Origin of the sequence: Sediminibacterium sp. (assembly GCF_019264485.1) — a bacterium.
Taxonomy (GTDB): Bacteria; Bacteroidota; Bacteroidia; order Chitinophagales; family Chitinophagaceae; genus Sediminibacterium.
This window is the reverse complement of record NZ_JAHVAA010000014.1, coordinates 44,292-65,414: the sequence shown is the minus strand read 5'-3', so window position 1 is coordinate 65,414 and position 21,123 is coordinate 44,292. Positions and strand designations below refer to the sequence as shown.

Annotated in this window: 19 protein-coding genes; 12 read left to right on the top strand and 7 right to left on the bottom strand. The window is 40.7% G+C overall.

Annotation, left to right across the window (positions count from 1 at the left end; translation table 11 throughout):
- Positions 1 to 30 precede the first annotated feature (30 nt).
- Entirely contained in the window at positions 31 to 2,520 is a 2,490-nt protein-coding gene (locus tag KXJ59_RS11765) for an Ig-like domain-containing protein (RefSeq protein ID WP_295204818.1), read from the bottom strand.
- Between the two features lie 473 nt (positions 2,521 to 2,993).
- Between KXJ59_RS11765 and KXJ59_RS11760 the strand changes: the two genes are divergently transcribed.
- From KXJ59_RS11760 to KXJ59_RS11745, 4 genes are all read left to right on the top strand, one after another.
- Positions 2,994 to 3,620 (top strand): hypothetical protein, encoded by a 627-nt coding sequence (locus KXJ59_RS11760; RefSeq protein ID WP_295204816.1) that lies wholly within the window; start codon positions 2,994 to 2,996, stop codon positions 3,618 to 3,620.
- A 362-nt stretch (positions 3,621 to 3,982) separates the two neighbouring features.
- Positions 3,983 to 5,197, top strand: coding sequence for a cellulase family glycosylhydrolase (locus KXJ59_RS11755; protein ID WP_295204814.1), 1,215 nt, complete (start codon positions 3,983 to 3,985; stop codon positions 5,195 to 5,197).
- 136 nt (positions 5,198 to 5,333) lie between these two features.
- Positions 5,334 to 6,950 (top strand): M20/M25/M40 family metallo-hydrolase, encoded by a 1,617-nt coding sequence (locus KXJ59_RS11750; protein WP_295204798.1) that lies wholly within the window; start codon positions 5,334 to 5,336, stop codon positions 6,948 to 6,950.
- A 345-nt stretch (positions 6,951 to 7,295) separates the two neighbouring features.
- Positions 7,296 to 7,763 carry a response regulator gene (locus tag KXJ59_RS11745; RefSeq protein WP_295204796.1) on the top strand — a complete coding sequence of 156 codons (468 nt, stop codon included), beginning with the start codon at positions 7,296 to 7,298 and terminating at the stop codon, positions 7,761 to 7,763.
- 75 nt (positions 7,764 to 7,838) lie between these two features.
- Here the strand turns inward: KXJ59_RS11745 and KXJ59_RS11740 are convergent, their stop codons facing one another.
- A complete protein-coding gene (locus KXJ59_RS11740) occupies positions 7,839 to 9,233 on the bottom strand; it encodes a hypothetical protein (RefSeq protein WP_295204794.1) in 1,395 nt (464 codons plus the stop codon).
- 178 nt (positions 9,234 to 9,411) lie between these two features.
- On the opposite strand from KXJ59_RS11740, the gene KXJ59_RS11735 reads away from it, so the two are divergent.
- The 7 genes from KXJ59_RS11735 to KXJ59_RS11705 are packed head-to-tail and all read left to right on the top strand — an operon-like array spanning position 9,412 to position 13,348.
- Positions 9,412 to 9,972, top strand: coding sequence for an RNA polymerase sigma factor (locus KXJ59_RS11735; protein ID WP_295204792.1), 561 nt, complete (start codon positions 9,412 to 9,414; stop codon positions 9,970 to 9,972).
- A 25-nt stretch (positions 9,973 to 9,997) separates the two neighbouring features.
- Positions 9,998 to 10,318, top strand: a complete 321-nt coding sequence (locus tag KXJ59_RS11730) for a hypothetical protein (RefSeq protein ID WP_295204790.1) — start codon at positions 9,998 to 10,000, stop codon at positions 10,316 to 10,318.
- Positions 10,319 to 10,328: 10 nt separating this feature from the next.
- Positions 10,329 to 10,880, top strand: coding sequence for a Spy/CpxP family protein refolding chaperone (locus KXJ59_RS11725; RefSeq protein WP_295204788.1), 552 nt, complete (start codon positions 10,329 to 10,331; stop codon positions 10,878 to 10,880).
- Between the two features lie 57 nt (positions 10,881 to 10,937).
- Entirely contained in the window at positions 10,938 to 11,687 is a 750-nt protein-coding gene (locus KXJ59_RS11720) for a YHYH protein (RefSeq protein WP_295204786.1), read from the top strand.
- A gap of 10 nt (positions 11,688 to 11,697) precedes the next feature.
- A complete protein-coding gene (locus KXJ59_RS11715) occupies positions 11,698 to 12,093 on the top strand; it encodes a hypothetical protein (RefSeq protein WP_295204785.1) in 396 nt (131 codons plus the stop codon).
- A gap of 2 nt (positions 12,094 to 12,095) precedes the next feature.
- Entirely contained in the window at positions 12,096 to 12,734 is a 639-nt protein-coding gene (locus KXJ59_RS11710) for an SCO family protein (RefSeq protein ID WP_295204783.1), read from the top strand.
- Complete coding sequence (locus KXJ59_RS11705) at positions 12,731 to 13,348, top strand: hypothetical protein (protein ID WP_295204781.1); 618 nt, start codon at positions 12,731 to 12,733, stop codon at positions 13,346 to 13,348. Before KXJ59_RS11710 ends, KXJ59_RS11705 begins: the two co-directional genes overlap by 4 nt.
- Positions 13,349 to 13,623: 275 nt before the next feature.
- On the opposite strand, the gene KXJ59_RS11700 is transcribed toward KXJ59_RS11705, so the two are convergent.
- Both KXJ59_RS11700 and KXJ59_RS11695 read right to left on the bottom strand, forming a co-directional pair.
- Positions 13,624 to 14,817: a pyridoxal phosphate-dependent aminotransferase gene (locus tag KXJ59_RS11700; RefSeq protein WP_295204780.1), complete on the bottom strand. Its 1,194-nt coding sequence runs from the start codon at positions 14,815 to 14,817 to the stop codon at positions 13,624 to 13,626.
- Between the two features lie 97 nt (positions 14,818 to 14,914).
- The gene (locus KXJ59_RS11695) at positions 14,915 to 15,307 is read right to left on the bottom strand and encodes a DUF1573 domain-containing protein (RefSeq protein WP_295204779.1); all 393 of its coding nucleotides are present in this window, start codon (positions 15,305 to 15,307) and stop codon (positions 14,915 to 14,917) included.
- Positions 15,308 to 15,527: 220 nt separating this feature from the next.
- Here KXJ59_RS11695 and KXJ59_RS11690 point away from each other — a divergent pair, with 220 nt between their 5' ends.
- Positions 15,528 to 17,918: an alpha-ketoacid dehydrogenase subunit alpha/beta gene (locus KXJ59_RS11690; RefSeq protein WP_295204777.1), complete on the top strand. Its 2,391-nt coding sequence runs from the start codon at positions 15,528 to 15,530 to the stop codon at positions 17,916 to 17,918.
- Positions 17,919 to 18,093: 175 nt separating this feature from the next.
- Here the strand turns inward: KXJ59_RS11690 and KXJ59_RS11685 are convergent, their stop codons facing one another.
- The 3 genes from KXJ59_RS11685 to KXJ59_RS11675 all read right to left on the bottom strand — a co-directional run bounded on the left by KXJ59_RS11685 (position 18,094) and on the right by KXJ59_RS11675 (position 20,997).
- Positions 18,094 to 18,513, bottom strand: coding sequence for a DCC1-like thiol-disulfide oxidoreductase family protein (locus KXJ59_RS11685; protein ID WP_295204775.1), 420 nt, complete (start codon positions 18,511 to 18,513; stop codon positions 18,094 to 18,096).
- Positions 18,514 to 18,680: 167 nt separating this feature from the next.
- Positions 18,681 to 19,403: a YebC/PmpR family DNA-binding transcriptional regulator gene (locus tag KXJ59_RS11680; RefSeq protein WP_295204774.1), complete on the bottom strand. Its 723-nt coding sequence runs from the start codon at positions 19,401 to 19,403 to the stop codon at positions 18,681 to 18,683.
- 94 nt (positions 19,404 to 19,497) lie between these two features.
- Positions 19,498 to 20,997, bottom strand: coding sequence for an amino acid permease (locus KXJ59_RS11675; protein ID WP_295204772.1), 1,500 nt, complete (start codon positions 20,995 to 20,997; stop codon positions 19,498 to 19,500).
- Positions 20,998 to 21,123 lie beyond the last annotated feature (126 nt).

The following is a 21,123-nucleotide window of genomic DNA, read 5'->3' as shown; positions in this document are numbered from 1 at the left end:
ATTAATTTAATCCTGCGGGTAACTTAGATTTTATTGAACGTTGATAGTTGTATTCACCATGGTTACGGAAGCATTTAAAGAAAGTGCCCGACCATTTAAAACTGTTTGTACAGCATTTCCTGCTGTAGAGAAAGTAACACCTTGTGCGGCAATAATATTGCCAGACATAATTCCACCACCAGCACCATTAATGGTAGCTGAACTTCCTACATACCAGAAAACATTTTTAGCGAGGCCTCCATTGATCATAGTTACACTACGAGCACCTGCTGGGCCGGCTATACCCACTGTTAATCCGGCATCTGTTTGGAATATCCAAACTGCATTCGGATCGCCTTTGGCATCTAAAACCAGATTACCATTGCTTATTTTAAATGTTCCGCTTGCAGATTTATAAATTCCTGGTGCTAATGTAAGACCGCCTAATTCACCTGCACCTGGATCTGTTCCACCCGGTTTTGAAGCAGGAGAAATGCTGTTATAAGCTGTAGTGGCATCCGAAAGTGCCAGCGTTGCTTTAGTAAATGAAGTTGATGTTCCCGGAGCGGGAGGAGCTGTAAAAATTCCACCAGTTACATTTCCTTTATTCAGGGGTGTTTCTGTGTATACATCCGCTGTTAATCCATCATGGAAACCGGTAACAAGTGTTGAAGCAGCTGTAGTGCCCAATCCACCATTATTAATTACCGTATTTAAACCCTGATTGGTTACTCCTGCACTACCACCAAATGCACCAAATGCAGCTGCAGATCCTAATGAAGGAGGAGGTGTGAGTGTTGTGAAATTCCAAACATAATTTGCTGCTAACGTATTACCCGCCAGATCTGCAACAGCTGTAGTAATTGTGGCAACATAATTTATGTTTGCCAGCAGATTGGAAGCTGGAGTAAAAGTTGCTATTAAGCCAGAATAAGTGATTGTTCCTGCGATAGGAACAGTACCATTTCTAACTAAGAATGAGGAAGCATTAATAGATGCAGGATTCATCGACTCACTGAATGTTACAGTAATTATTTTGTTTAATGCTACACCTATTGCATTGTTGACAGGATCAGTAGAAACAACTGTAGGTCTTAAAGCATCAGGAGCTGCAGCTGTAGTGAAAGACCATGTATAATTTGTTGCAATAGTATTGCCTGCAAGATCTTTAGCACCAGTAGTTATTGTTGCTGTGTATACGGTAGATGCAGCAAGATTGGTTTGCGGTGTAAATGTGGCTATAAGACCATTATAAGTTACAGTTCCTATAACTGTAATAGTTCCATTTCTTAAAGTAAATGTCTGCGTGTTGATGGATAACGGATCCATTACTTCGCTGAATGTGGCTGTTACTCTTTTATTAAGTGCAACTCCGGTAGCCGCATTCAAAGGGTCTGAACTGACAACTGTAGGACGAACTATATCCGGAGCTGCTCCGGTTGTAAATGACCAGGTATAATCAGTAAGTAAGGCATTTCCCGCAAGGTCCGTGGCGGCCTGTGTAATAACTGCTGTGTAAACAGTATTTGCTAACAGGGTGGCTGTGGGTGCAAAAGTAGCAATCATTCCTGTATAGGTAACAGTACCCGGAACACTTGTTGAACCCTGGTTTAATTTGAAACTGCTACTCGATATAGTAACAGGATCCATCGCTTCACTGAATGTAGCCGTTAACTTTGAGTTGAGTGGAACGTTTGTAGCAGTATTTATTGGAGTTGTAGAATTTACTACGGGTCTTGTTACATCAGGTGCGGCACCTGTTGTAAAATTAAAAACATAGTTGGCAACTAAAGTATTGCCAGCAAGATCTTTTGCAGAAGTTGTGATAGTAGCTGCATAAGTTGTATTTGCTAACAAATCATTGGTAGGGAAGAATACGGCAGTTAAGCCTGAATAAGAGACAGAACCAACAACAACGCTACCTCCTGAAGTGGTATTAGCTAAAGTGAAACTTTTTGTAACAGCCAGAGAATCCATGGGTTCACTAAAAGCTACAGCAATTTTTTTGTTGAGTGATACACCGATAGCTGCATTCTCAGGATCAGTTGAAGTGATTGTTGGCGGTACAATATCTGGTCCCGCACCTGTGGTAAAACTCCAAGTAAAATCCGCGATCATCGCATTTTTAGCCGGATCTTTAATACCTGTTGTAAGTCTGCCGGTATACACTGTATTCGGCATAAGATTATTGGTTGGTGTAAATGTAGCAGTTACGCCACTATAACTTATTACACCAGCGATAGGAGTTGTGCCCTGTGTTACTAGGAATGTCGATACATTGACGGATGATGGATCTAATGCCTCATTAAAACCTGCGGTAATATTGCTATTCAAGTTAACACCTGTAGCATTATTTGCAGGAGTAGTAGTTAATACTGCCGGGCAAAGTCCTGAAAGTCCAACTTCTTCTACTACCTTTTTGCAACCTGCTGCAAAAAAAATAAGTACCAATGCGGTACACCATTTATAGTTAAAAAGTTTTAATAGAGTATCTCCAACAGTTGTTAGTCTATTACTAAGCTTGTGTAATGTTATTCTCATAATATATTGTATCATAGCTGCTTTAAAATTTGCAGAATGAGACAATACAAAACTATACTAACACTGTGCCACCTATGTTACAGGATAATAGCTATGATTTGTATATTTCACTTATCTAAGTGAAAATAAATGAAACAGATAATTGAGTTGAAGACTGTTAGTCAAAAAGTAGGTACTTATTGGTGCATTCATCTGTAACGACGATACCTTTAAAATTCAAAATGTACTCATAGTGCTATTTTAGTGTATGCTTCATGCACAATTGAGCGAATATATTTTTCGTATAGTAAATAGTGATAGTTTCAGACTCAACTTCATTTCTTTACAGGCGAATATCCGTTAGTACGAAAGTATAGTTCAAAAGAGTGCTTAGCTAGGTATTTTTGTATAGTTCAATATGAAAAGAAATAAGCGAATACTTTTACTTCTATTTTCTTAATAGTCTCACTAAGAAAATGTCTAATATTGAACCAATGAGTAAGAATAAAGTAATTAATGTAAAGCGACCCCTAAAAGTAGTACAAGTATATAGAAACGCCAGCCTCTTTGAAAAGGGAGAACATATATTTACAAATGGTCGAGATTGGCTATGTTGGCCTGAAAAAAAATCAGTAAGCGGTTATGTCAAACAGGATGATCTCTACCTGCCCGAAAAGGATGGAGGCTTCGACGAAATGAACAGGTATTCCATGGTATTTCTTCTGGATGATTTTTCTGAAAAAGAAAAAGACAGATTGTTTGCATGGAAACAAACTGTCTTTTTATTTACCCAGACTTCAGCATCGGTTGGGTTGGATTTTTTGCAGGTAAGATCTGCTGACGAAATTGAGATTTATTTCAATGGACCAAAATACCCCTGGTACCCAAAGCGGAAAGCATCTTTTCAACTCTGTACCCTGAAAAAGAATAAACCTGTTGAAATAAAACTCAATGGTAAATCAGACGGACACCACCAGCGCTACTACATGGAAGAACAATTTATTTTTGAATACCTGGGTGAGTTTACCCAATTTAAAATATTAGCTAATCAGGAACCGGCTTTTAGTAAACAGGTTCCAGGTGAAAGAAAACTAATTGACTTACGCGAATTGCTTTGGTGAGTATTCAACTATTACCAGATAACTATAGGAATATGTTTCAATAAAGAAGCCCCCGATTAGGAGGCTTCCTGGTGCTTAATAAGAACCAATATACTGCCATATAAGGTCCTCCAGAATAATGCGTCCAAGAAAATGGACAACTGAATCATAATACAGACTCTCTCTATTTCACTATTTAAAGTGTCAAAACTACAATTATAATTTTGTTAACGAATATTATTTATTATAAGCCCAGTTTTTTTAGTGATAGACGGTCTGATAATTTCAACGATTAAACGGCAGCATGTAAAGCTTCCAACTGTTAGTAATAGTAAGGCATTCAATATTTTTTATGGTAAATTGTATGACCTAAGTGAATTGCCATGCGAAAACTATTGCTGCTGACATTTATTTGTTTTTCTTTTTCTTCTTTCTCTCAAAGTGGGTTTATCAGTGTAAAAGGGAAAGAGATTATTACCCCAAACGGTAAACCTGTGCTGATTAAAGGCACCAACCTGGGCAACTGGCTGCTGCCGGAAGGATATATGTTCAAGTTTGAAAAAGTAAATGCCCCATGGATGATAGAACAGGTTTTACTTGAACTGATTGGCCCATCGGCCAATACCCGTTTCTGGAAAAAATACCTCGACAATTATGTTACAGAAACCGATATCCGCCTGTTAAAAGAAATGGGCTCCAATTCTGTGCGACTACCGTTTGATTACCGGCTTTTTACCAATGAATCTTATCTGGGTGCCAACGACAGCACCCGTGGTTTTTATTATATAGATCAGGTAGTTAAGTGGTGTAAAAAATACCAGTTGTATTTATTGCTCGATATGCACGGGGCACCTGGTGGACAAACAGGCGACAATATTGATAACAGTTATGGATATCCGTTTCTTTATACAGACAGTGGTTGTCAGCAGAAAACCATTGATATCTGGAAACGTATAGCTGCCAGGTACCGTAATGAAACCATCATACTTGGTTACGATTTACTCAATGAACCCATTGCACATTTCTTTGATCAGGATAAACTGAATCCCTTACTGGAACCATTGTATCGAAGAATTGTTGATGCCATCAGACAAACGGATAAAAATCACCTGATCTTTTTGGAAGGAGCACAATGGGCATCAAAATTCAATATGTTTTCAAAACCCTTTGATACCAAACTCGTTTATAGTTTTCATAAATACTGGACCGATACAACTCAGGAAGTAATACAGGAATATGTTGATTTCAGGAATCGATTTGATGTGCCCATTTATGTTGGCGAAACAGGTGAAAATGACGATCGCTGGATATTGGCTTTCAGAAAATTACTTGAAAAAAATAATATCGGCTGGCATTACTGGCCCTATAAAAAAATGGGAAGTACCAGTTGCCTTGTTAGTTTTCCAAAACCTGCTATGTGGGACACGCTGGTGGCCTATACAAAAGCGACCCGTACTTCACATGAAGACATACGAAAAGCCCGTCCCAAAGACATAAACAATATTCATCAGGCACTGGAAGAATTTCTGAATATGCTGCAAAGCCGAAACTATAGTTTTAATAAGGCATATATTACCGGAATTGGACTAACTGATTAAGGAATGCCCATTCAAAAGTAAAAAATCAAAAAAGTACTTTTTTTGAATTTTGACTCTTGTCTTTATACTCCCATCCGTTCATCCTAAAAATGGAGCCTGTCTTTTGCTTTACGGGCTCTTTGGCTATCTTACGTGCATGAAAACCAAAACCAACTTTTTGCGATATGGCCGTATCAGGTATATGGCATCGCTTTTTATTATGGCGGCAATGTTTACCGCAGGTCTGGCTGTTGCCCAGCGGCCCGGTGGTGGCCCGCCTCAATCTATCAAAGATGCTACTGTGGATGCCATTGTAAAGGAAGGCACAGAGAATTCGCAATTGGAGAAACTGGCACATGAACTAATGGACGGTATTGGTCCGCGCCTGGTGGGCAGTCCCAAAATGAAACAGGCAAATGACTGGGCTGTAGCCAAATATACTGGTTGGGGCATAACCTCCCGCAATGAAAAATGGGGTGAATGGCGTGGCTGGGATCGTGGTATTACCCATATAGATATGGTAGCTCCCTGGACCAAATCACTCGAAGGCACACAACTGGCCTGGAGTCCGAGTACAGGTGGCAAAACAGTAACCGGTGAAACTGTAATTATTCCTGATCTGGCAGACTCTGTTGCTTTTCAGCAATGGCTGCCCTCTGTAAAAGGTAAGTTTGTATTGGTTTCAATGCCTCAACCAACCGGTCGCCCGGATTATAACTGGGACGAGTTTGGTACCAAAGAGTCGATTGAAAAGATAAAGAAGCAAAGAACTGAGCAAACACAGGCATGGGCCAGAAGAATTTCAAAGACAGGGTATAATGCCCGCACGCTGGCCGTTGCATTAGAGAATGCAGGAGCTTTGGGGCTGGTACAGTCTAACTGGTCTAATGGATTCGGTGTAAATAAAATCTTCAGTGCCAACACCAAAAAAACACCAACAGTTGACCTTGCGCTGGAAGATTATGGTTTATTATATCGCTTAACTGAATCGGGTAGTAAACCACAGATCAGTGTGCGTGCCGATTCAAAAGAAACAGGTGTACAGCCTACTTTTAATACTATTGCAGAAATCAAAGGATCGGAGAAACCCGATGAGTATGTGATTCTATCTGCACACTTCGATTCATGGGATGGAGGAACCGGCGCAACCGATAATGGTACAGGTACTTTAACCATGATGGAAGCCATGCGTATCCTGAAAAAAATATTACCCAACCCTAAAAGAACCATTCTTGTTGGTCATTGGGGTAGTGAGGAGCAGGGCCTGAACGGGTCACGTGCTTTTGTGGAAGATCATCCCGAGATTGTAAACAATATGCAGGCATTGTTTAACCAGGACAACGGAACAGGACGGGTAAGTAATATTTCGGGTCAGGGTTTCTTACATTCTTATGAATATATCAACCGCTGGTTATCGAGAGTGCCAGGTGATATCCGGCAGCATATTACTACCAATTTCCCCGGAGCTCCCGGTGGTGGTGGATCAGATTTTGCATCTTTCCTGGCAGCAGGTGCCCCCGCATTTTCGTTGAGTTCATTAGGATGGTCTTATGGTAATTATACCTGGCATACCAACCGCGACACCTATGATAAAATTGTGTTTGATGATGTGCGTAATAATGCCATCCTTACTGCTATACTGGCTTATATGGCGAGTGAAGACAGCTCTAAAACTTCTCGCGAAAAAAGTGTCTTGCCAATCAGTCCAAGAACAGGAAAACCCGGTGATTGGCCGGCGCCTACAAAAGCTACCCGTAAAGGTGGACTGAACTAATATTATTTGACTGTTGATTAAGCAAAATGCCCCGGTGAAAACCGGGGCATTTTCTGTTAGAAGAGGCTTTGTATATAATAGATATTCAATAAGTTAAAAATATCAGGCACGCTTATTGGATGTAGTAGTATTACTACCTATTGTATTTGATTTCCTACTGCATATCAAAGGGAAACGCTATTGCGTAAGGCGTTTATTCATTCTTACTTTGCTATACTATATCATTTGTTCTGTTGTATGCAGAATGAAAAAATATAGAGGTTTTCAAATCCAATATCCACCCCCTAATGATTTCATTGTTTACCCGCAATGAAAAGGGATTAGATAACCTTAAAAACAGTGTATATGTTCAGGAAAGTAATGGTTGTGAATGATGATGAAATCTCTCTGTTTGTATCAAGTAAAATGATTGCTAAAACAGGTTTCGCAGGTGAGGTAGTTACGGCAATGAATGGCCTGAAAGCATTACAGGTGTTTGATAGCTTTTTGCTAAACAGTAAAGGCCCGAACGATGTGCCTGAACTGGTATTTCTTGACCTTCACATGCCGGTAATGGATGGTTGGGAATTTATGGAAATGTTTGCTGAAAAATATGCTTACATATTCCCATCTGTTCGATTTGTTATTTTATCTTCTTCAATAGATCCGGATGATATTCAAAAACTAAAACGTTTTTCTGCAGTCATTGAACTCATTCGTAATCCATTGAGTTTTGAAATACTCAACAGACTCAAAGAAAAATTCGGAAAAATAGATTTCCGGTTCCCCCCAATAGGACAGCTTACCACAACGCAGGGGCAGATGATTGCCTAAGTTGGTAAGCAGTGAATAGTTGGTAATGAATATCCACTCAAACACTCACTACTGACTATTCACTACTCACTATTATTATTCCGGACAATCCAGTTTACTGATTACTTTCTTCTTATTAAAAGGATGAATGCTTAACATCAGGTAACCACCACCGCTTAAATTTTTGATTTGTTTTACCCATTGAAGATTATGAATACCCAGTACCAATGGGCCAGCTTTTAATGCTGCACCTATATGAAACTGTCCCTGACTATTGTATTGTATGGGTAAATAAACGCCCCAGTTAATGGTTTCCCATCTGGGTGTTACAGTTAATAAATTGATTTCCCTCGTCAGTAAACGTTTATAACCGGAAGTTCCATGAAGATTGATATTCAGGTCTGCATTCAGGTATAAATTATTCCCGAAAGACCGATCTACATTTATAACCAGTCTTGTCGGACTTCCAATCTTAAATTTGTCGCCTACACTGTCGGCACTGGTGAAAACCGTTGCAAGTGAATCGCGTAAATCGCGCCCGCTTTGTATGTTCATGAATTTCTGATCCATGGTAATATCAGTAATACCCGGATCAATATTTCTGAATTGTGAACTGAACTCACTCGATTTATAACGGCTGGCACCGAGATCCATCAATGAAACACCAATTTTCCATTGATAATTCATGGCATTATTTTGTTGATAACTGCTTGGTGTTTCTGCATACAGTAAATACTCTACACCCAGACTAAGTCCGAAATTGGTTACCGTATTCTTCAAAAATTCTTTTGGTGTGGAAGATGTTCCCGATGAAGTTTCATCATAGTTTGATGAATAGCCAAAAGCCCCCCCGCCGGTTACAAAAGTGTATACCGTATCGGTTGATGTTTTTGATTCCAGATAGCTCATTTTGCTTACACGTCCATAAGCGGCAGAAATATTTTTCATCACCTGTAATGTAACGCCACCAGTGAGCCTGCTATTATGATTCTCATTTAATATGCGGGAATAATTAAAATCGCCCTGTATCCAGCCTGAATGTGTAACAAAACCCTCAAGATAGGGAGTGGTTCTGTTTTGTACGATAAAATCGTGGATGCTATAGATGGAATCGCTGGCAAAAATGGGTGCCGTACGAATATGGTTATACGTTCTTGCCCTTAGGTTAAAAGCAAAAGCCTGTTGGTTGTTGGGTTTGTATAAAAAGTTGAGCAGACTGATATCAACATTATTATGTAAAAACCGACTATGTGAGCCACCGGTTAAAAATGCAGAATCATTACGCATGAAAAGTGAATTGGTACTGGCCCTCACTTGCGCCGTGAAAAGGGTAAGATCCCATTTATAAGCTGAATTCACAGAAGCAGCGGGATTGTTTTTAATTGAAGTACTGCCTGCATAGGCAGAGCCATAGGTAGACTGGTAGCTTTGCGCTTTCAGCCCGGAGAAGCATATGAGCAGGGTGAGGCAGGAGATCAGGTTTTTCTTCATACGATAACAGATACTCTTTTACACCGGCCTGTTGCTTTTTTATGGCTCCTGGCTTGTTAAACAGTTGATAAAAGAATTTCTATGGCAAGTTAACCACCCGGACCGGGAATCAAAAAAATTATTACACCGGCGAAGGATTTTGTAGGTTGAGCCGTCTAATACCTAATTGATTCCCTTTTTGAACCAAGAAGACCTGATTCAGCAATTAAAAGCCGGCAATGAGCAGGCTTTCCGCCATTTGGTAGAAAACTGCCAGGATATGGTGTATAATACTGTTTTGGGTATTGTACAGGATATGCAGGAAGCAGAAGATGTGGCGCAGGAGGTTTTTATGCAGGTTTACCGGTCGATCGGAACATTCAGGGGAGAAGCAAAACTGAGTACCTGGCTCTACCGGATTTCCATTACAAAGGCACTCGACTGGCAAAGAAAAAAGAAACTTAGAAAAGGAATTCATACGGTGGCATCCTGGATTGGTCTTGGTGAACCCGCGAATGAACCGGTACATTTTTATCATCCCGGGGTAGAACTGGAGCAGAAAGAAAAATCGGCAATAATTTTTAAAGCCATTCAATCACTGCCGGAAAATCAAAGAGTATGCTTTTTACTGCTTAAAACAGAAGGTCTTAGTTATGAAGAAGTGGCTGATATATTACAAATAAGCATTAAAGCGGTGGAGTCGTTGATGCACAGGGCCAGAGAGAACCTCCGAAAAAAATTGACGTCAGCACGATATTAATTCATCAAATTATACTACACATTATATGCATACCGATCATCAACATACAAATGACTTCTTAGACAGTATTGGTAAAATTGAAAGAGCCAAAGCCCCTGTTTTTTTTCAGACAAGACTTATGGCCAGGCTTGAAAAAGAAATATTGCCTCAACAATTACCGGTATGGCAACGGATATTGAAACCGGTTCCTGTACTGGCTTTATTAGGATGCCTGGTGGTACTTAATCTCTATACACTTGGGAATATGGTATTCAGTAAAAATATAACTGTGCAAAAAGAAGAAGCAAATCTTTCAGGTTTTGCCAGTGAATACAATTTGTATAATACGGTTGATATTAATAATTAAATCAATCCTCATGAATTTCATTACAAAAAATAAATGGCTTGCTGTAGCTTTTGTATTATTGATCTTAATCAATATTGCCACGCTAACAGCTCTTTGGTGGGTAAAAAAAGGCCTTCAGTCTGAAGACAAGCCGCCACAGGGAGGGGCAATTGCTTTTCTGATTAAAGAATTACAACTGGATAGTTCACAACAACAACAACTGAAAGAGTTGAGAGATGAACATCGTTCAGCTACTCAGGATACCAGAAAAAAAAACCGGGAAGCCAAGGAAACTTTTTTCAGTTTACTCAGTAAGGAAAACATCACAGATGCTGAAATCGATCAAGCTGCTTCTGTCTCTGTACAGTATGATGCTGAACTTGCTAAAATTACGTTTGATCATTTTAAGAAAATAAAAACCATTTGTACGGAAAGGCAGAAAGAAAAATTTGATGAAATTATACACCAGGTATTACGTATGATGGCAGGCCCCCAAGGCCCACCACCACCGCGTGATGGCAGACGACCAGGCCCGCATGCCGACGGGCCACCGGCACATATAGAACCGCTTCCTGAAAAATAAATTTGAAGAAGGCCGAAGGTTTTTTTGCAGCAATGCATCTAATTAGAAAAACCTAGTATGAAATATTTAATGCTGAAAACCACCTGTTTGCTGATTGTGGGAGCTACGCTGGTTCTTTCCTGTAAAAAAGATGCTGCAAGTTCGGGCACCGGAACTACCACTACTGTACCAGATGTATTTAAAAAGTTCAATACATCGGTAACTATATCTGTTGAGGGTAATTATATAGTACTAAAGAGTACAGGGTTGCCGGATCATAAAAGCCCATATTTTGCTACAACACATGCACAGTACGAAGCATACAATGGAACGAATCCCAATTATGCCAAAAATCCAAACAGTATACAGTCGCAGAACTATGTATTCAAGATACCAGTAAATCCTGCAAAAGCAGGTTCGGCGGTTGCTACTTCACTGGGGCCGATGGGCATTTCCATCAATGGTGTTCCATTGTTTAATCAGTATGCAGCGGGTAATGCACCGCTTACCAATGAGATCAACAGTTTTGATCAATACAATGGACATCCACAGCAAACGGGGCAATATCATTATCATGTCGAGCCTTTTTTTATCACTGCTCAAAAAGGGCGTAATGCATTAATCGGCTTTCTGCTCGATGGTTATCCTGTTTACGGTCCTATGGAAAATGGTTCTATTCTTACAAGCAGTCAGTTGGATGCTTATCATGGTCATGTTGCGGTTACTGCAGATTATCCAAATGGCATTTATCATTATCATATTACTGCCGATGCTCCATACATTAATGGTAATGGTTTTTATGGCACACCCGGTACTGTAACTCAATAAAAAAAATAGTATGAAAAAAGTAATTGGTTTAACACTGGTGCTGATAGCCACCTGTTTTGTATCGCATGCACAACCAAATGATGGGCCACCCAAACCACCTTCTGCAGCGGAGCGTTTAAAGCGTGTAAATGAAAAACTAAAGACCTCATTGCAGTTATCAACCAAACAACAAACTGTGGTGAATGATGCTTTCAAACAATTTTTTGCAGAAGCTGACAAACTTCGGCCACAAGCACCACCTCCGCCTCCGCGGCCAGATAAGGCAAAGATTGAGCCATTGGCACAGAAACGCGATGCTGCTATCAAAGCAGTATTAACAGAGGAGCAATATAAAAAATATGTAGAGGTAGAAAAAACCTTGAGACCTCAAGGCCCTCAGGGTGCACCTAAACCACCCAAACAATAACCATGTACAGGAGCATCGTAATAATTCTGGTTGTACTCTTACAGGCTTGTACGGGTAAAGATGAACGCAAAGACAAATTGCCTTATTATATCACTTCAGATTTTACCCCTCATTGGTTGAGTGAAAAAGAACTGCAAGGGGCTGTACACCAGATACCTTCTTTTTCATTCATTAACCAAAGTGGAGAAAATGTAACGGAACAAACGGTTAGTGGGAAAATTTATGTGGCTAATTTTTTCTTTACCAGTTGCCCTGGCATATGTAAGCGACTCACCAATAATATTTCACTCGTACAGGAAGCTTACACAGCAAATAAGGATGTAGTGATTCTCTCTCATTCAGTTACACCGGAGACCGACAGTGTTGCGAGGCTGCAACAGTACGCTGAACAGTATAAAATCAATCAGCAACAATGGCATTTACTTACAGGGCAACGCGAAGCGCTATACAGGATAGCCAGAAAATCTTATTTCGCTGATGAAGACCTTGGCGAAGTGCAGGCCGAGAATGATTTTCTTCACACAGAAAATGTACTATTGATAGACAAACAACGGAGAATAAGAGGCGTTTATAAAGGCACGTCAGAAGCTGATATCAGAAATCTAATCATTGATATTAAACGGTTACAGGAAGAAAGATGAAATGGTACACTAATATTTATATTGTTCTTATGATTGCCTGTGTAAGTGATCAGCCGATGGTTGCTAAGGAGGTGGTTCGTGCTGTAATACCATCGGTTGGAATTATAGCTGATGATTCGAAACTGAAACTGGTAAACGGCCTTTGGTATTATGCAGATACACTCTTCAGCGGACATGTACATGCATTTCATGCAAACGGAAACATGCAAAGAATGCAGGGTTATTATAGTGGTAAGGAAGAAGGATTGTTAATGACCTGGTTTCCGGATGGACAAAAAGAATCGGAACGGTATTTTGTAAATGGAGAGAAGGAGGGTGTTCATAAGGGATGGTGGGAGAATGGGCAACAACGCTTTGAATACCATTTCTCAAACGGACAATACGAGGGTGATTTCAGGGAGTGGTCGGTAAACGGAACGATGGCCAAACATATTGAGTATAAGGATGGGAAAGAACAAAGAGGAAAAGCCTGGCGTGAAAATGGGAAAGTGTATATGAGTTTTGAAGTGAGGGGCTCAAGAAGGTATGGTATGATGAATGCCAAACCCTGTTATACGCTTCGTAATGAAAAAGGAGAATACATTGAAGTAGCTGTAAATAAAAGTCCCCTGTAGAAACAGGGGACGTCTTCGATTGCTTGCCATATAAGAAAAAAAGATAGATCGCGTTTAGTGTTTCATCACATCTCTACTCTCTCTCACTTGCTGAAACAAAAATAGGGGAATTTTCATTTCAAAGTTCATTTTTTTATAATTAATATGTTTTTATGATTTTTTATTAAAAAAAATGTGTTTTTGTCTGTAAAAGTAAATATTTAATTATTTAATAATATTAAAATAATAAAGGGCAATCTTAATCAAGATTGCCCTTTATTTATATGATAATCAGTCTATTGCTTGCCAGGATATACTTTTAATGCAGCTTCAAGGCAATCCATGGCTAAATTTATATCATTTAAATTTAATACGTATGCAAGCCTTACTTCCTGTTTACCTAAACCAGGGGTTCCATAAAATCCGGTAGCGGGGGCCAGCATCACTGTCTGCTGGTTGTGTTCAAAACTTTCAAGGAGCCACTGACAAAAAACATCGGCATCATCAATGGGTAATTTGGCAATGGCATAAAAAGCGCCTCCCGGATTTGGGCAAAATACCCCTTCCATGGCGTTTAATCTTTTAACTAGTAAGTCTCTGCGTGATCGGTATTCGGCTTTGGTAGTATCAAAATAATCTGAAGGCAGATCAATAGCAGCTTCACCGGCAATTTGTGCAAAACTGGGTGGGCTCAGCCTGGCCTGGGCAAATTTCATGGCGGCATCCAATAAAGCCTGGTTTCGGGTAATAAATGCGCCAATACGTCCACCGCAGGCACTGTACCTTTTACTGATGGTATCCATGATAATCACATGGTCATCCACACCTTTTAAATGCAAAGCACTTACCTGGTGTCCATCATAACAAAATTCACGGTAAGCTTCATCTGAAAAGAGATAGAGATTATGACGAAGGATAATATCTTTTAACTGTTCCATTTCTGCCGCACTATACAAATAACCAGTGGGGTTATTGGGGTTGCAGATAACGATGGCTTTTGTTCTGCTTGTAATTTTTTTCTCAAACTCTTCAATGGGGGGTAATGCAAACCCGTTTTCAATATGTGAAGTAACAGGAACCACATTTACACCTGCTGCCACTGCAAAACCGTTGTAGTTGGCATAAAATGGCTCGGGTATAATTACTTCATCACCGGCATCCAAACAAGCCATAAAACCAAAGAGAATGGCTTCACTACCACCAGTGGTGATGATGATCTGCTGATGGTTTACATCAATACCTACCGACTGATAATAACCCACCAATTTTTTCCTGTAACTCTCATTGCCGGCACTGTGACTGTATTCCAACACTTTGAAATCGCTGTTGCGAACGGCATCGAGAACCATCTTGGGGGTTTCTATATCGGGCTGACCTATATTGAGGTGATACACTTTGGTGCCTTTCTTTTTTGCAGCTTCTGCATAGGGTACCAGTTTTCTGATGGGAGAGGCAGGCATGGCCTGTCCGCGTTGACTAATGGCTAACATGCCGCAAAGATAAGGTGAGGTTTCGCTTCAAAACAAAAGCGGTCCCAAACAAAGGACCGCTTAACATAAATATCAACTATCAATCAGGGTATGGAAACTATTTTGCGCCTGCTTTTGGTTTGGCGGCTACTACTTCACCCTCGATCGTTAAAATAACAGGATCATTAATACCTGCAAATTTAACTGTTACACGTTTGCTGAATGCGCCCATGGCTGCAGCATTATAAGTAACTTTTACAGTACTTGATTTGCCCTTCATAATCGCTTCTTTGCTGTATTCAGGAGTAGTGCAACCACACTCAGCACTGGCAAATTCAATCACAGCAGGTTTTGCACCATTATTGGTGAAAGTAAAAATATGCGTAACAGGTTTGTTCTGCTCAATCTTGCCAAATTTAAAAGATCCTTCTGCGAATTTAATGTCTTGCTGCGCCATAACACTTACCGTAGAAATCAGCCCAATAATGGCCAGGAATAAATACTTCTTCATATGATGTTTATTTATTTTTCAATTCAAAGTTACAACTAAACTAAATTAAGGGGTTTTCCCTTGCCTTAAAATTTTATTAGATAAATGACCTGGATTAATCGATAAAGCAGGATATACCGCAACAATTGCCAATTTCGTGCCGGATTTTGGATAAATCCACAATTTTTCCGGAAAACTAATTTCCGTTAGTCCATTCCATTGGTAATGCTATTTTTGTCGCATGGAATCAACTTCTGCATTGGGGTATAAAAACGATATGTTATCGTTCGACGGATTCAGGGAAACGGTAATCGGAGATTACCGTATGGCTGTTATCAGCAGGGAAGTAAGTCTGCTGGGCCGTCGTGAAGTATTGACCGGCAAGGCCAAATTTGGCATTTTTGGTGATGGTAAAGAAGTAGCGCAGATTGCCATGGCCAAATTTTTTCAGCCCGGTGATTTCAGAAGTGGATACTATCGTGACCAGACTTTTATGTTTGCCTCAGGACTGGCCAGTGTGGAACAATATTTCGCACAGTTATATGCCGATCCGGATCCAAAGAATGAACCTTTTAGTTCGGGTAGACAGATGAATGCCCATTTTTCTACCCGTTTTGTGGATGATCATGGTAATTGGCTCGATCTGGCTAATCGTAAAAATATTTCCTCTGATATTGCACCTACTGCCGGACAAATGCCACGTGGTCTTGGACTGGCTTTTGCTTCACGTTGTTTTAGGGCCAGCAGGTATCAGAACCAGTTGGAACATTTGAGCCATAATGGGAATGAAATTTGTTTTACCACCATCGGTGATGCAAGTACCAGTGAAGGACATTTCTGGGAAACTATAAATGCAGCAGGTGTATTGCAAGTGCCTTTGGCAGTGTTTGTATGGGATGATGGATATGGCATTTCGGTACCTAAGAATTTTCAAACCACCAAAGGTTCTATTTCAGCAGCTTTAAAAGGTTTTCAGAAACAGGCCGATACGAATGGTATTCATATTTATAAAGTAAAAGCCTGGGATTATGCAGGCATGTGTGAAGTGTTTGAAGAAGCATTACAGAGAGTAAGAGAAACACATGAGCCCGCATTGTTTCATGTAGAAGAAGTAACACAACCACAAGGACATTCAACAAGCGGCAGTCATGAACGTTACAAAACACCGGAAAGATTAGAGTGGGAGAAGGAATGGGACTGTATTAAAAAGATGAAAGAGTGGATGCTGGAAAATGGATTGGCGTCTATTGAAGAACTCGCTGCTGTTGAAGCCGAAGCAAAAGAAACAGTAAAAGAGGGTCGTAACCTGGCCTGGGAGAAATACATCGCACCTATAAAAATGCAGGCCACCAAAGCGAGTGAACTCATTCGAGAGTCGATAGTGAATGATATTGATAAATACAACCAGTTACAACAAATGGCCAATGACCTGGCCAATAATAAAGAACCACTTCGCCGCGATGTGATACGCAACATCGCCCTTGCGGTTGAAGTAGCGCCTTCTTCTCCATCAGCAGCAGATCTAAATGCTTTGCGACAGGAACTGTTGGATGAAAGCAAACAGTTATACAACAGTCATCTTTATAATGAAGGCCCCAAAAGCGCGTTAAAAGTATCTGAAGTAAAACCACTGGTATCTTTTGATGCAACAAGTGTGAATGGTTATGAAATACTGAATAAATATTTTGATGCCTTGTTTAATGCCAATCCTAAAGTATATGCATTTGGAGAAGATGTAGGATATATTGGAGATGTGAATCAGGGTTTTGCCGGATTGCAGGAAAAACACGGCAAAGACAGGATACTCGATACAGGTATACGTGAATTAACGATTGTTGGACAAGCTATCGGCATGGCTTTGCGTGGATTAAGACCCATTGCAGAAATTCAGTACCTCGATTATTTATTATATGGTCTGCAGCCATTGAGTGATGATGTATGTACCACTCATTTCAGAACAGGCGGTCAACAAAGTTGTCCGGTTCTTATCCGCACACGAGGTCATCGCCTGGAAGGAATATGGCACAGTGGCTCGCCAATGGGTGTGGTAATTAATGCACTCAGGGGCATGCATGTATGTGTGCCGAGAAATATGGTACAGGCAGTGGGTATGTACAATACTCTGTTACAGGCCAATGATCCTGCTATTGTTATTGAATGTTTGAATGGGTACCGCCTCAAGGAAAAAATGCCCGATAACCTCCTTGAGTATACTGTTCCATTAGGTGTTCCGGAAATTATCAGAGAAGGAGAAGATGTAACCATTGTTTCTTATGGTTCTACACTACGTATTATACAGGATGCAGCCGAGCGTCTTGCCAATGAAGATATCAGTTGTGAGATAGTAGATGTACAAACCTTATTGCCTTTCGATCTGCATCATGTAATTCTCTCATCACTCAAAAAAACCAATCGGATTATTTTTGTAGATGAAGATGTACCTGGTGGCGCAGCAGCTTATATGTTCAATAAAGTAATGGAAGAACAGGGTGGATATAAGTGGATGGATGCAAGTCCGCGAACACTCACAGCAAAAGCACATCGCCCCGGTTATGGAAGTGATGGTGATTATTTCTCCAAGCCCAATGCAGAAGATGTGATGGATGCGGTGAGAGCGATGATGGCGGAGTAGGTTGCTGTAAGCTGTAGGCCTCAAGCCTCAAGTTTTGGGCTACTAGCTGCGAGCCTCTGGCTACTAGATTAAAATGATAATGATCATGTGTTGTTTCACTTTATGAGTGGCACATGATTTTTTTTTAGCTAGTAGCCAGCAGCTAATAGCTAAAAGCTGCAAACCAAAGCTTATATCAATCGTAGAATAATGTTTTTAGCTCCGGCGTCGGCAGCCAGCAGGCTTCTTGTTTGCCAAACCATTTGTATCGGTTACGGGCGATGATATCGTAAAAAAAATTGCGGATAAAAGGAGGGATGATCATCAGTGGATAATACAACCATTTCCATCCACCACTCATCTGTTTCATCACTTTTAAGGCAGCAGTTGACTTAGTAAATAATTTTCCGTTTTGCAATAACAAAAAAGAATTGAACTGTGTGGCAGGTAAATGAAAATGTTGTAAAACTTCCTGCCCTAATTGTCCCTGCAAAGAAGCATAACGAAATTTCCTTTCCGGATCGTGTTTAATAACTTTCTGAACACTGCTGTTACAAAGATTACATACCCCATCGAAGAGAATTACGGGATGCTGTATGTTTTGCAGCGTTTGCATAGGCAAAATTACTGAAAAGAAAGCTGTGAGCCATGAGCTTCGAGCCGTGAGCAACTAGTTAACACTTTAGCATACTATTAACTTAAACGATCCAATACTTAATAGAAAGTAATGGACCGTTATATAAAACTCATGGCTCATGGCTCGCAGCTCATAGCTACTGCTTCCTAGCCCATATTATGAAACACCTTATTCACATCTTCATCCTGTTCCAGTTTATCAATCAGCTTACTTACGTCTTCAGCCTGTTCGTCGGTAACGGGAACGGTGGTAGTGGGTATCCACTCCAGTTCGGCGCTGATAGGGCTGAGTCCTTTATCTTCCAATGCTTTTTGCAGACTGCCAAAATCAACAAAGGCGCAACGTAATACGATGATAGGGTTGCCGTTATCATCATTACTTTCTCCCAGTTCTTCCAAGCCAAAATCAATCAGTTCCAGTTCAAGATCATCAATACTCAAACCTTCGGGTTTCAGTTTAAATACACCCATCTTTTTAAACTGGAAACTTACACTGCCACTGTTACCCAGTGCGCCATTTCCTTTGTTAAAATGACTTTTAACATTGGCAACGGTTCTTACATGGTTATCGGTGGCTGTTTCTACCAGGAGGGCTACACCATGGGGTGCATATCCTTCATATAAAATTTCTTCATAGTTGGAAGTGTCTTTACCCTGAGCACGTTTAATAGCGGCTTCTACACGATCCTTGGGCATACCCACACTTCTTGCATTCTGGAAACACCTACGCAGCGCCGGATTGGTAGCAGGGTCGGGGCCACCGGCTTTAACTGCAATCACGATTTCTTTTCCCACACGGGTAAACTGTTTGGCCATCCTGTCCCAACGGGCAAACATGGTGGCTTTACGTACTTCAAAAATCCTTCCCATAATAAAAGTTTAAATGAACGGGCTGCAAAAATAAGCCTATTGATCATAAAAAAACCCGCTACTTGAGCGGGTTTTATAATAGTATGACTTCGTTCTATGGTTGTTTACGGAGTTTACTGTTGTTTTTGCTGTAAAGGAAGTAAACCACCAAGCCAAGTGCCATCCAGGCAAAAGCTACTTTGAGGGTTTGGGCATCCAGTGCAACAATCATTCCCAGACAAACTATGGCACCCAATATCGGTACGAGAGGTACCAATGGGGTTTTGAATGGTCGCTCGATGTCAGGAGATTTAATACGTAATATCCATACACCAATACTTACCAGTACAAAGGCAAACAGGGTGCCAAAGCTGGTGAGGTCACCTGCTACGTGTCCGGGAACAAATGCAGCAAATAAACCTACGAATACAAACAGTATCCAGTTGGCTTTATACGGTGTTTTGAATTTTGGATGCAATACACCAAATGCTTTTGGAATCAGTCCATCATTACTCATGGTATAGAAAATACGGCTCTGTCCCATCAACATCACCAGGATTACTGATGAGAAACCCGCGAGGATGGCCACTGTTACAGCGGTTGACAGCCATGCGTATTTGGTCATATAAGTAGAAATGGCATAAGCAACAGATGCTTCACGACCTTTCTCCGGATCAACAAATTCCTGCCAGTTGGCAACACCTGTTAATACGTGTCCGAACAGGATGTACAGGATGGTACAAACCACCAGTGAACCCAAAATACCGATTGGCATATCGCGTTTAGGGTTTTTGGCTTCCTGAGCGGCGGTACTTACTGCATCAAAACCAATAAAGGCAAAGAATACAATTGCGGCACCACCAAGAACGCCACCCCATCCATGTTTGAAGGCACCAGAATAGTCGGCAATTACTTTACCGGCACTATCAGTAACGGCAGCCGTACCTTCGGGAATCATGTAAGGTGTATGGTTTTCAGGGCGGATATATTGCCAGCCAAGAATAATAAAGAGTATAACGATGGCCACTTTAATAAATACAATCACGGCGTTCACCATCGCAGATTCCTGTGTACCCTTGATGAGCAATAAAGTGAGTAACAGTAAAATCACCAGTGCAGGTGCATTGATTACTCCTTTATGTAATACCCCGGCAGAGTCGGTAAAACTCTCGAAGGGGCTATGCGACCATTCATAGGGTATACCTCCATCCAATAGTTTATTCAGGTATTCGCTCCATGCAATAGATACAGTTGCGGCACCCAGTGCATATTCCATGATCAGGGCCCAGCCAATGATCCAGGCAACCAGTTCACCCATGGTTACATAACTGTAAGCATAAGCACTACCGGCAATAGGAATCATGGCAGCAAATTCTGCATAACATAATCCTGCAAAGGCACAACCAATGGCTGCTACAATAAATGAAATGGTAACGGCAGGACCAGCAGCCTGTCCGGCAGCAGCGGCTGTTCTTACAAACAATCCGGCTCCGATAATGGCACCAATACCAAGGGCAATCAGGTTACCGGCGCCGAGGGTACGTTTTAATCCTTTATCGCCCTCATCGGCCTGTGCCAGTAATTGGCCCAATGGTTTCTTTACAAATAAACTCATAGTACAGTTTGGTTAAGTTTCTGAATAGAAAAGTTTTGGCAAAATAGGTATTTATTGGTTTCAGCCCCCAAAACTTTTAAGAATCGGTGATTTGGCAGTCAGGTCAGGCCATTTAAACATAAATAC

Bases quoted from the DNA above. Each gene is read 5' to 3' on its own strand.
- KXJ59_RS11765 (WP_295204818.1), bottom strand. From the start codon at position 2,520: ATGAGAATAACATTACACAAGCTTAGTAATAGACTAACAACTGTTGGA.
- KXJ59_RS11760 (WP_295204816.1), top strand. From the start codon at position 2,994: ATGAGTAAGAATAAAGTAATTAATGTAAAGCGACCCCTAAAAGTAGTA.
- KXJ59_RS11755 (WP_295204814.1), top strand. From the start codon at position 3,983: ATGCGAAAACTATTGCTGCTGACATTTATTTGTTTTTCTTTTTCTTCT.
- KXJ59_RS11750 (WP_295204798.1), top strand. From the start codon at position 5,334: ATGAAAACCAAAACCAACTTTTTGCGATATGGCCGTATCAGGTATATG.
- KXJ59_RS11745 (WP_295204796.1), top strand. From the start codon at position 7,296: ATGTTCAGGAAAGTAATGGTTGTGAATGATGATGAAATCTCTCTGTTT.
- KXJ59_RS11740 (WP_295204794.1), bottom strand. From the start codon at position 9,233: ATGAAGAAAAACCTGATCTCCTGCCTCACCCTGCTCATATGCTTCTCC.
- KXJ59_RS11730 (WP_295204790.1), top strand. From the start codon at position 9,998: ATGCATACCGATCATCAACATACAAATGACTTCTTAGACAGTATTGGT.
- KXJ59_RS11725 (WP_295204788.1), top strand. From the start codon at position 10,329: ATGAATTTCATTACAAAAAATAAATGGCTTGCTGTAGCTTTTGTATTA.
- KXJ59_RS11720 (WP_295204786.1), top strand. From the start codon at position 10,938: ATGAAATATTTAATGCTGAAAACCACCTGTTTGCTGATTGTGGGAGCT.
- KXJ59_RS11715 (WP_295204785.1), top strand. From the start codon at position 11,698: ATGAAAAAAGTAATTGGTTTAACACTGGTGCTGATAGCCACCTGTTTT.
- KXJ59_RS11710 (WP_295204783.1), top strand. From the start codon at position 12,096: ATGTACAGGAGCATCGTAATAATTCTGGTTGTACTCTTACAGGCTTGT.
- KXJ59_RS11705 (WP_295204781.1), top strand. From the start codon at position 12,731: ATGAAATGGTACACTAATATTTATATTGTTCTTATGATTGCCTGTGTA.
- KXJ59_RS11700 (WP_295204780.1), bottom strand. From the start codon at position 14,817: ATGTTAGCCATTAGTCAACGCGGACAGGCCATGCCTGCCTCTCCCATC.
- KXJ59_RS11695 (WP_295204779.1), bottom strand. From the start codon at position 15,307: ATGAAGAAGTATTTATTCCTGGCCATTATTGGGCTGATTTCTACGGTA.
- KXJ59_RS11690 (WP_295204777.1), top strand. From the start codon at position 15,528: ATGGAATCAACTTCTGCATTGGGGTATAAAAACGATATGTTATCGTTC.
- KXJ59_RS11685 (WP_295204775.1), bottom strand. From the start codon at position 18,513: ATGCAAACGCTGCAAAACATACAGCATCCCGTAATTCTCTTCGATGGG.
- KXJ59_RS11680 (WP_295204774.1), bottom strand. From the start codon at position 19,403: ATGGGAAGGATTTTTGAAGTACGTAAAGCCACCATGTTTGCCCGTTGG.
- KXJ59_RS11675 (WP_295204772.1), bottom strand. From the start codon at position 20,997: ATGAGTTTATTTGTAAAGAAACCATTGGGCCAATTACTGGCACAGGCC.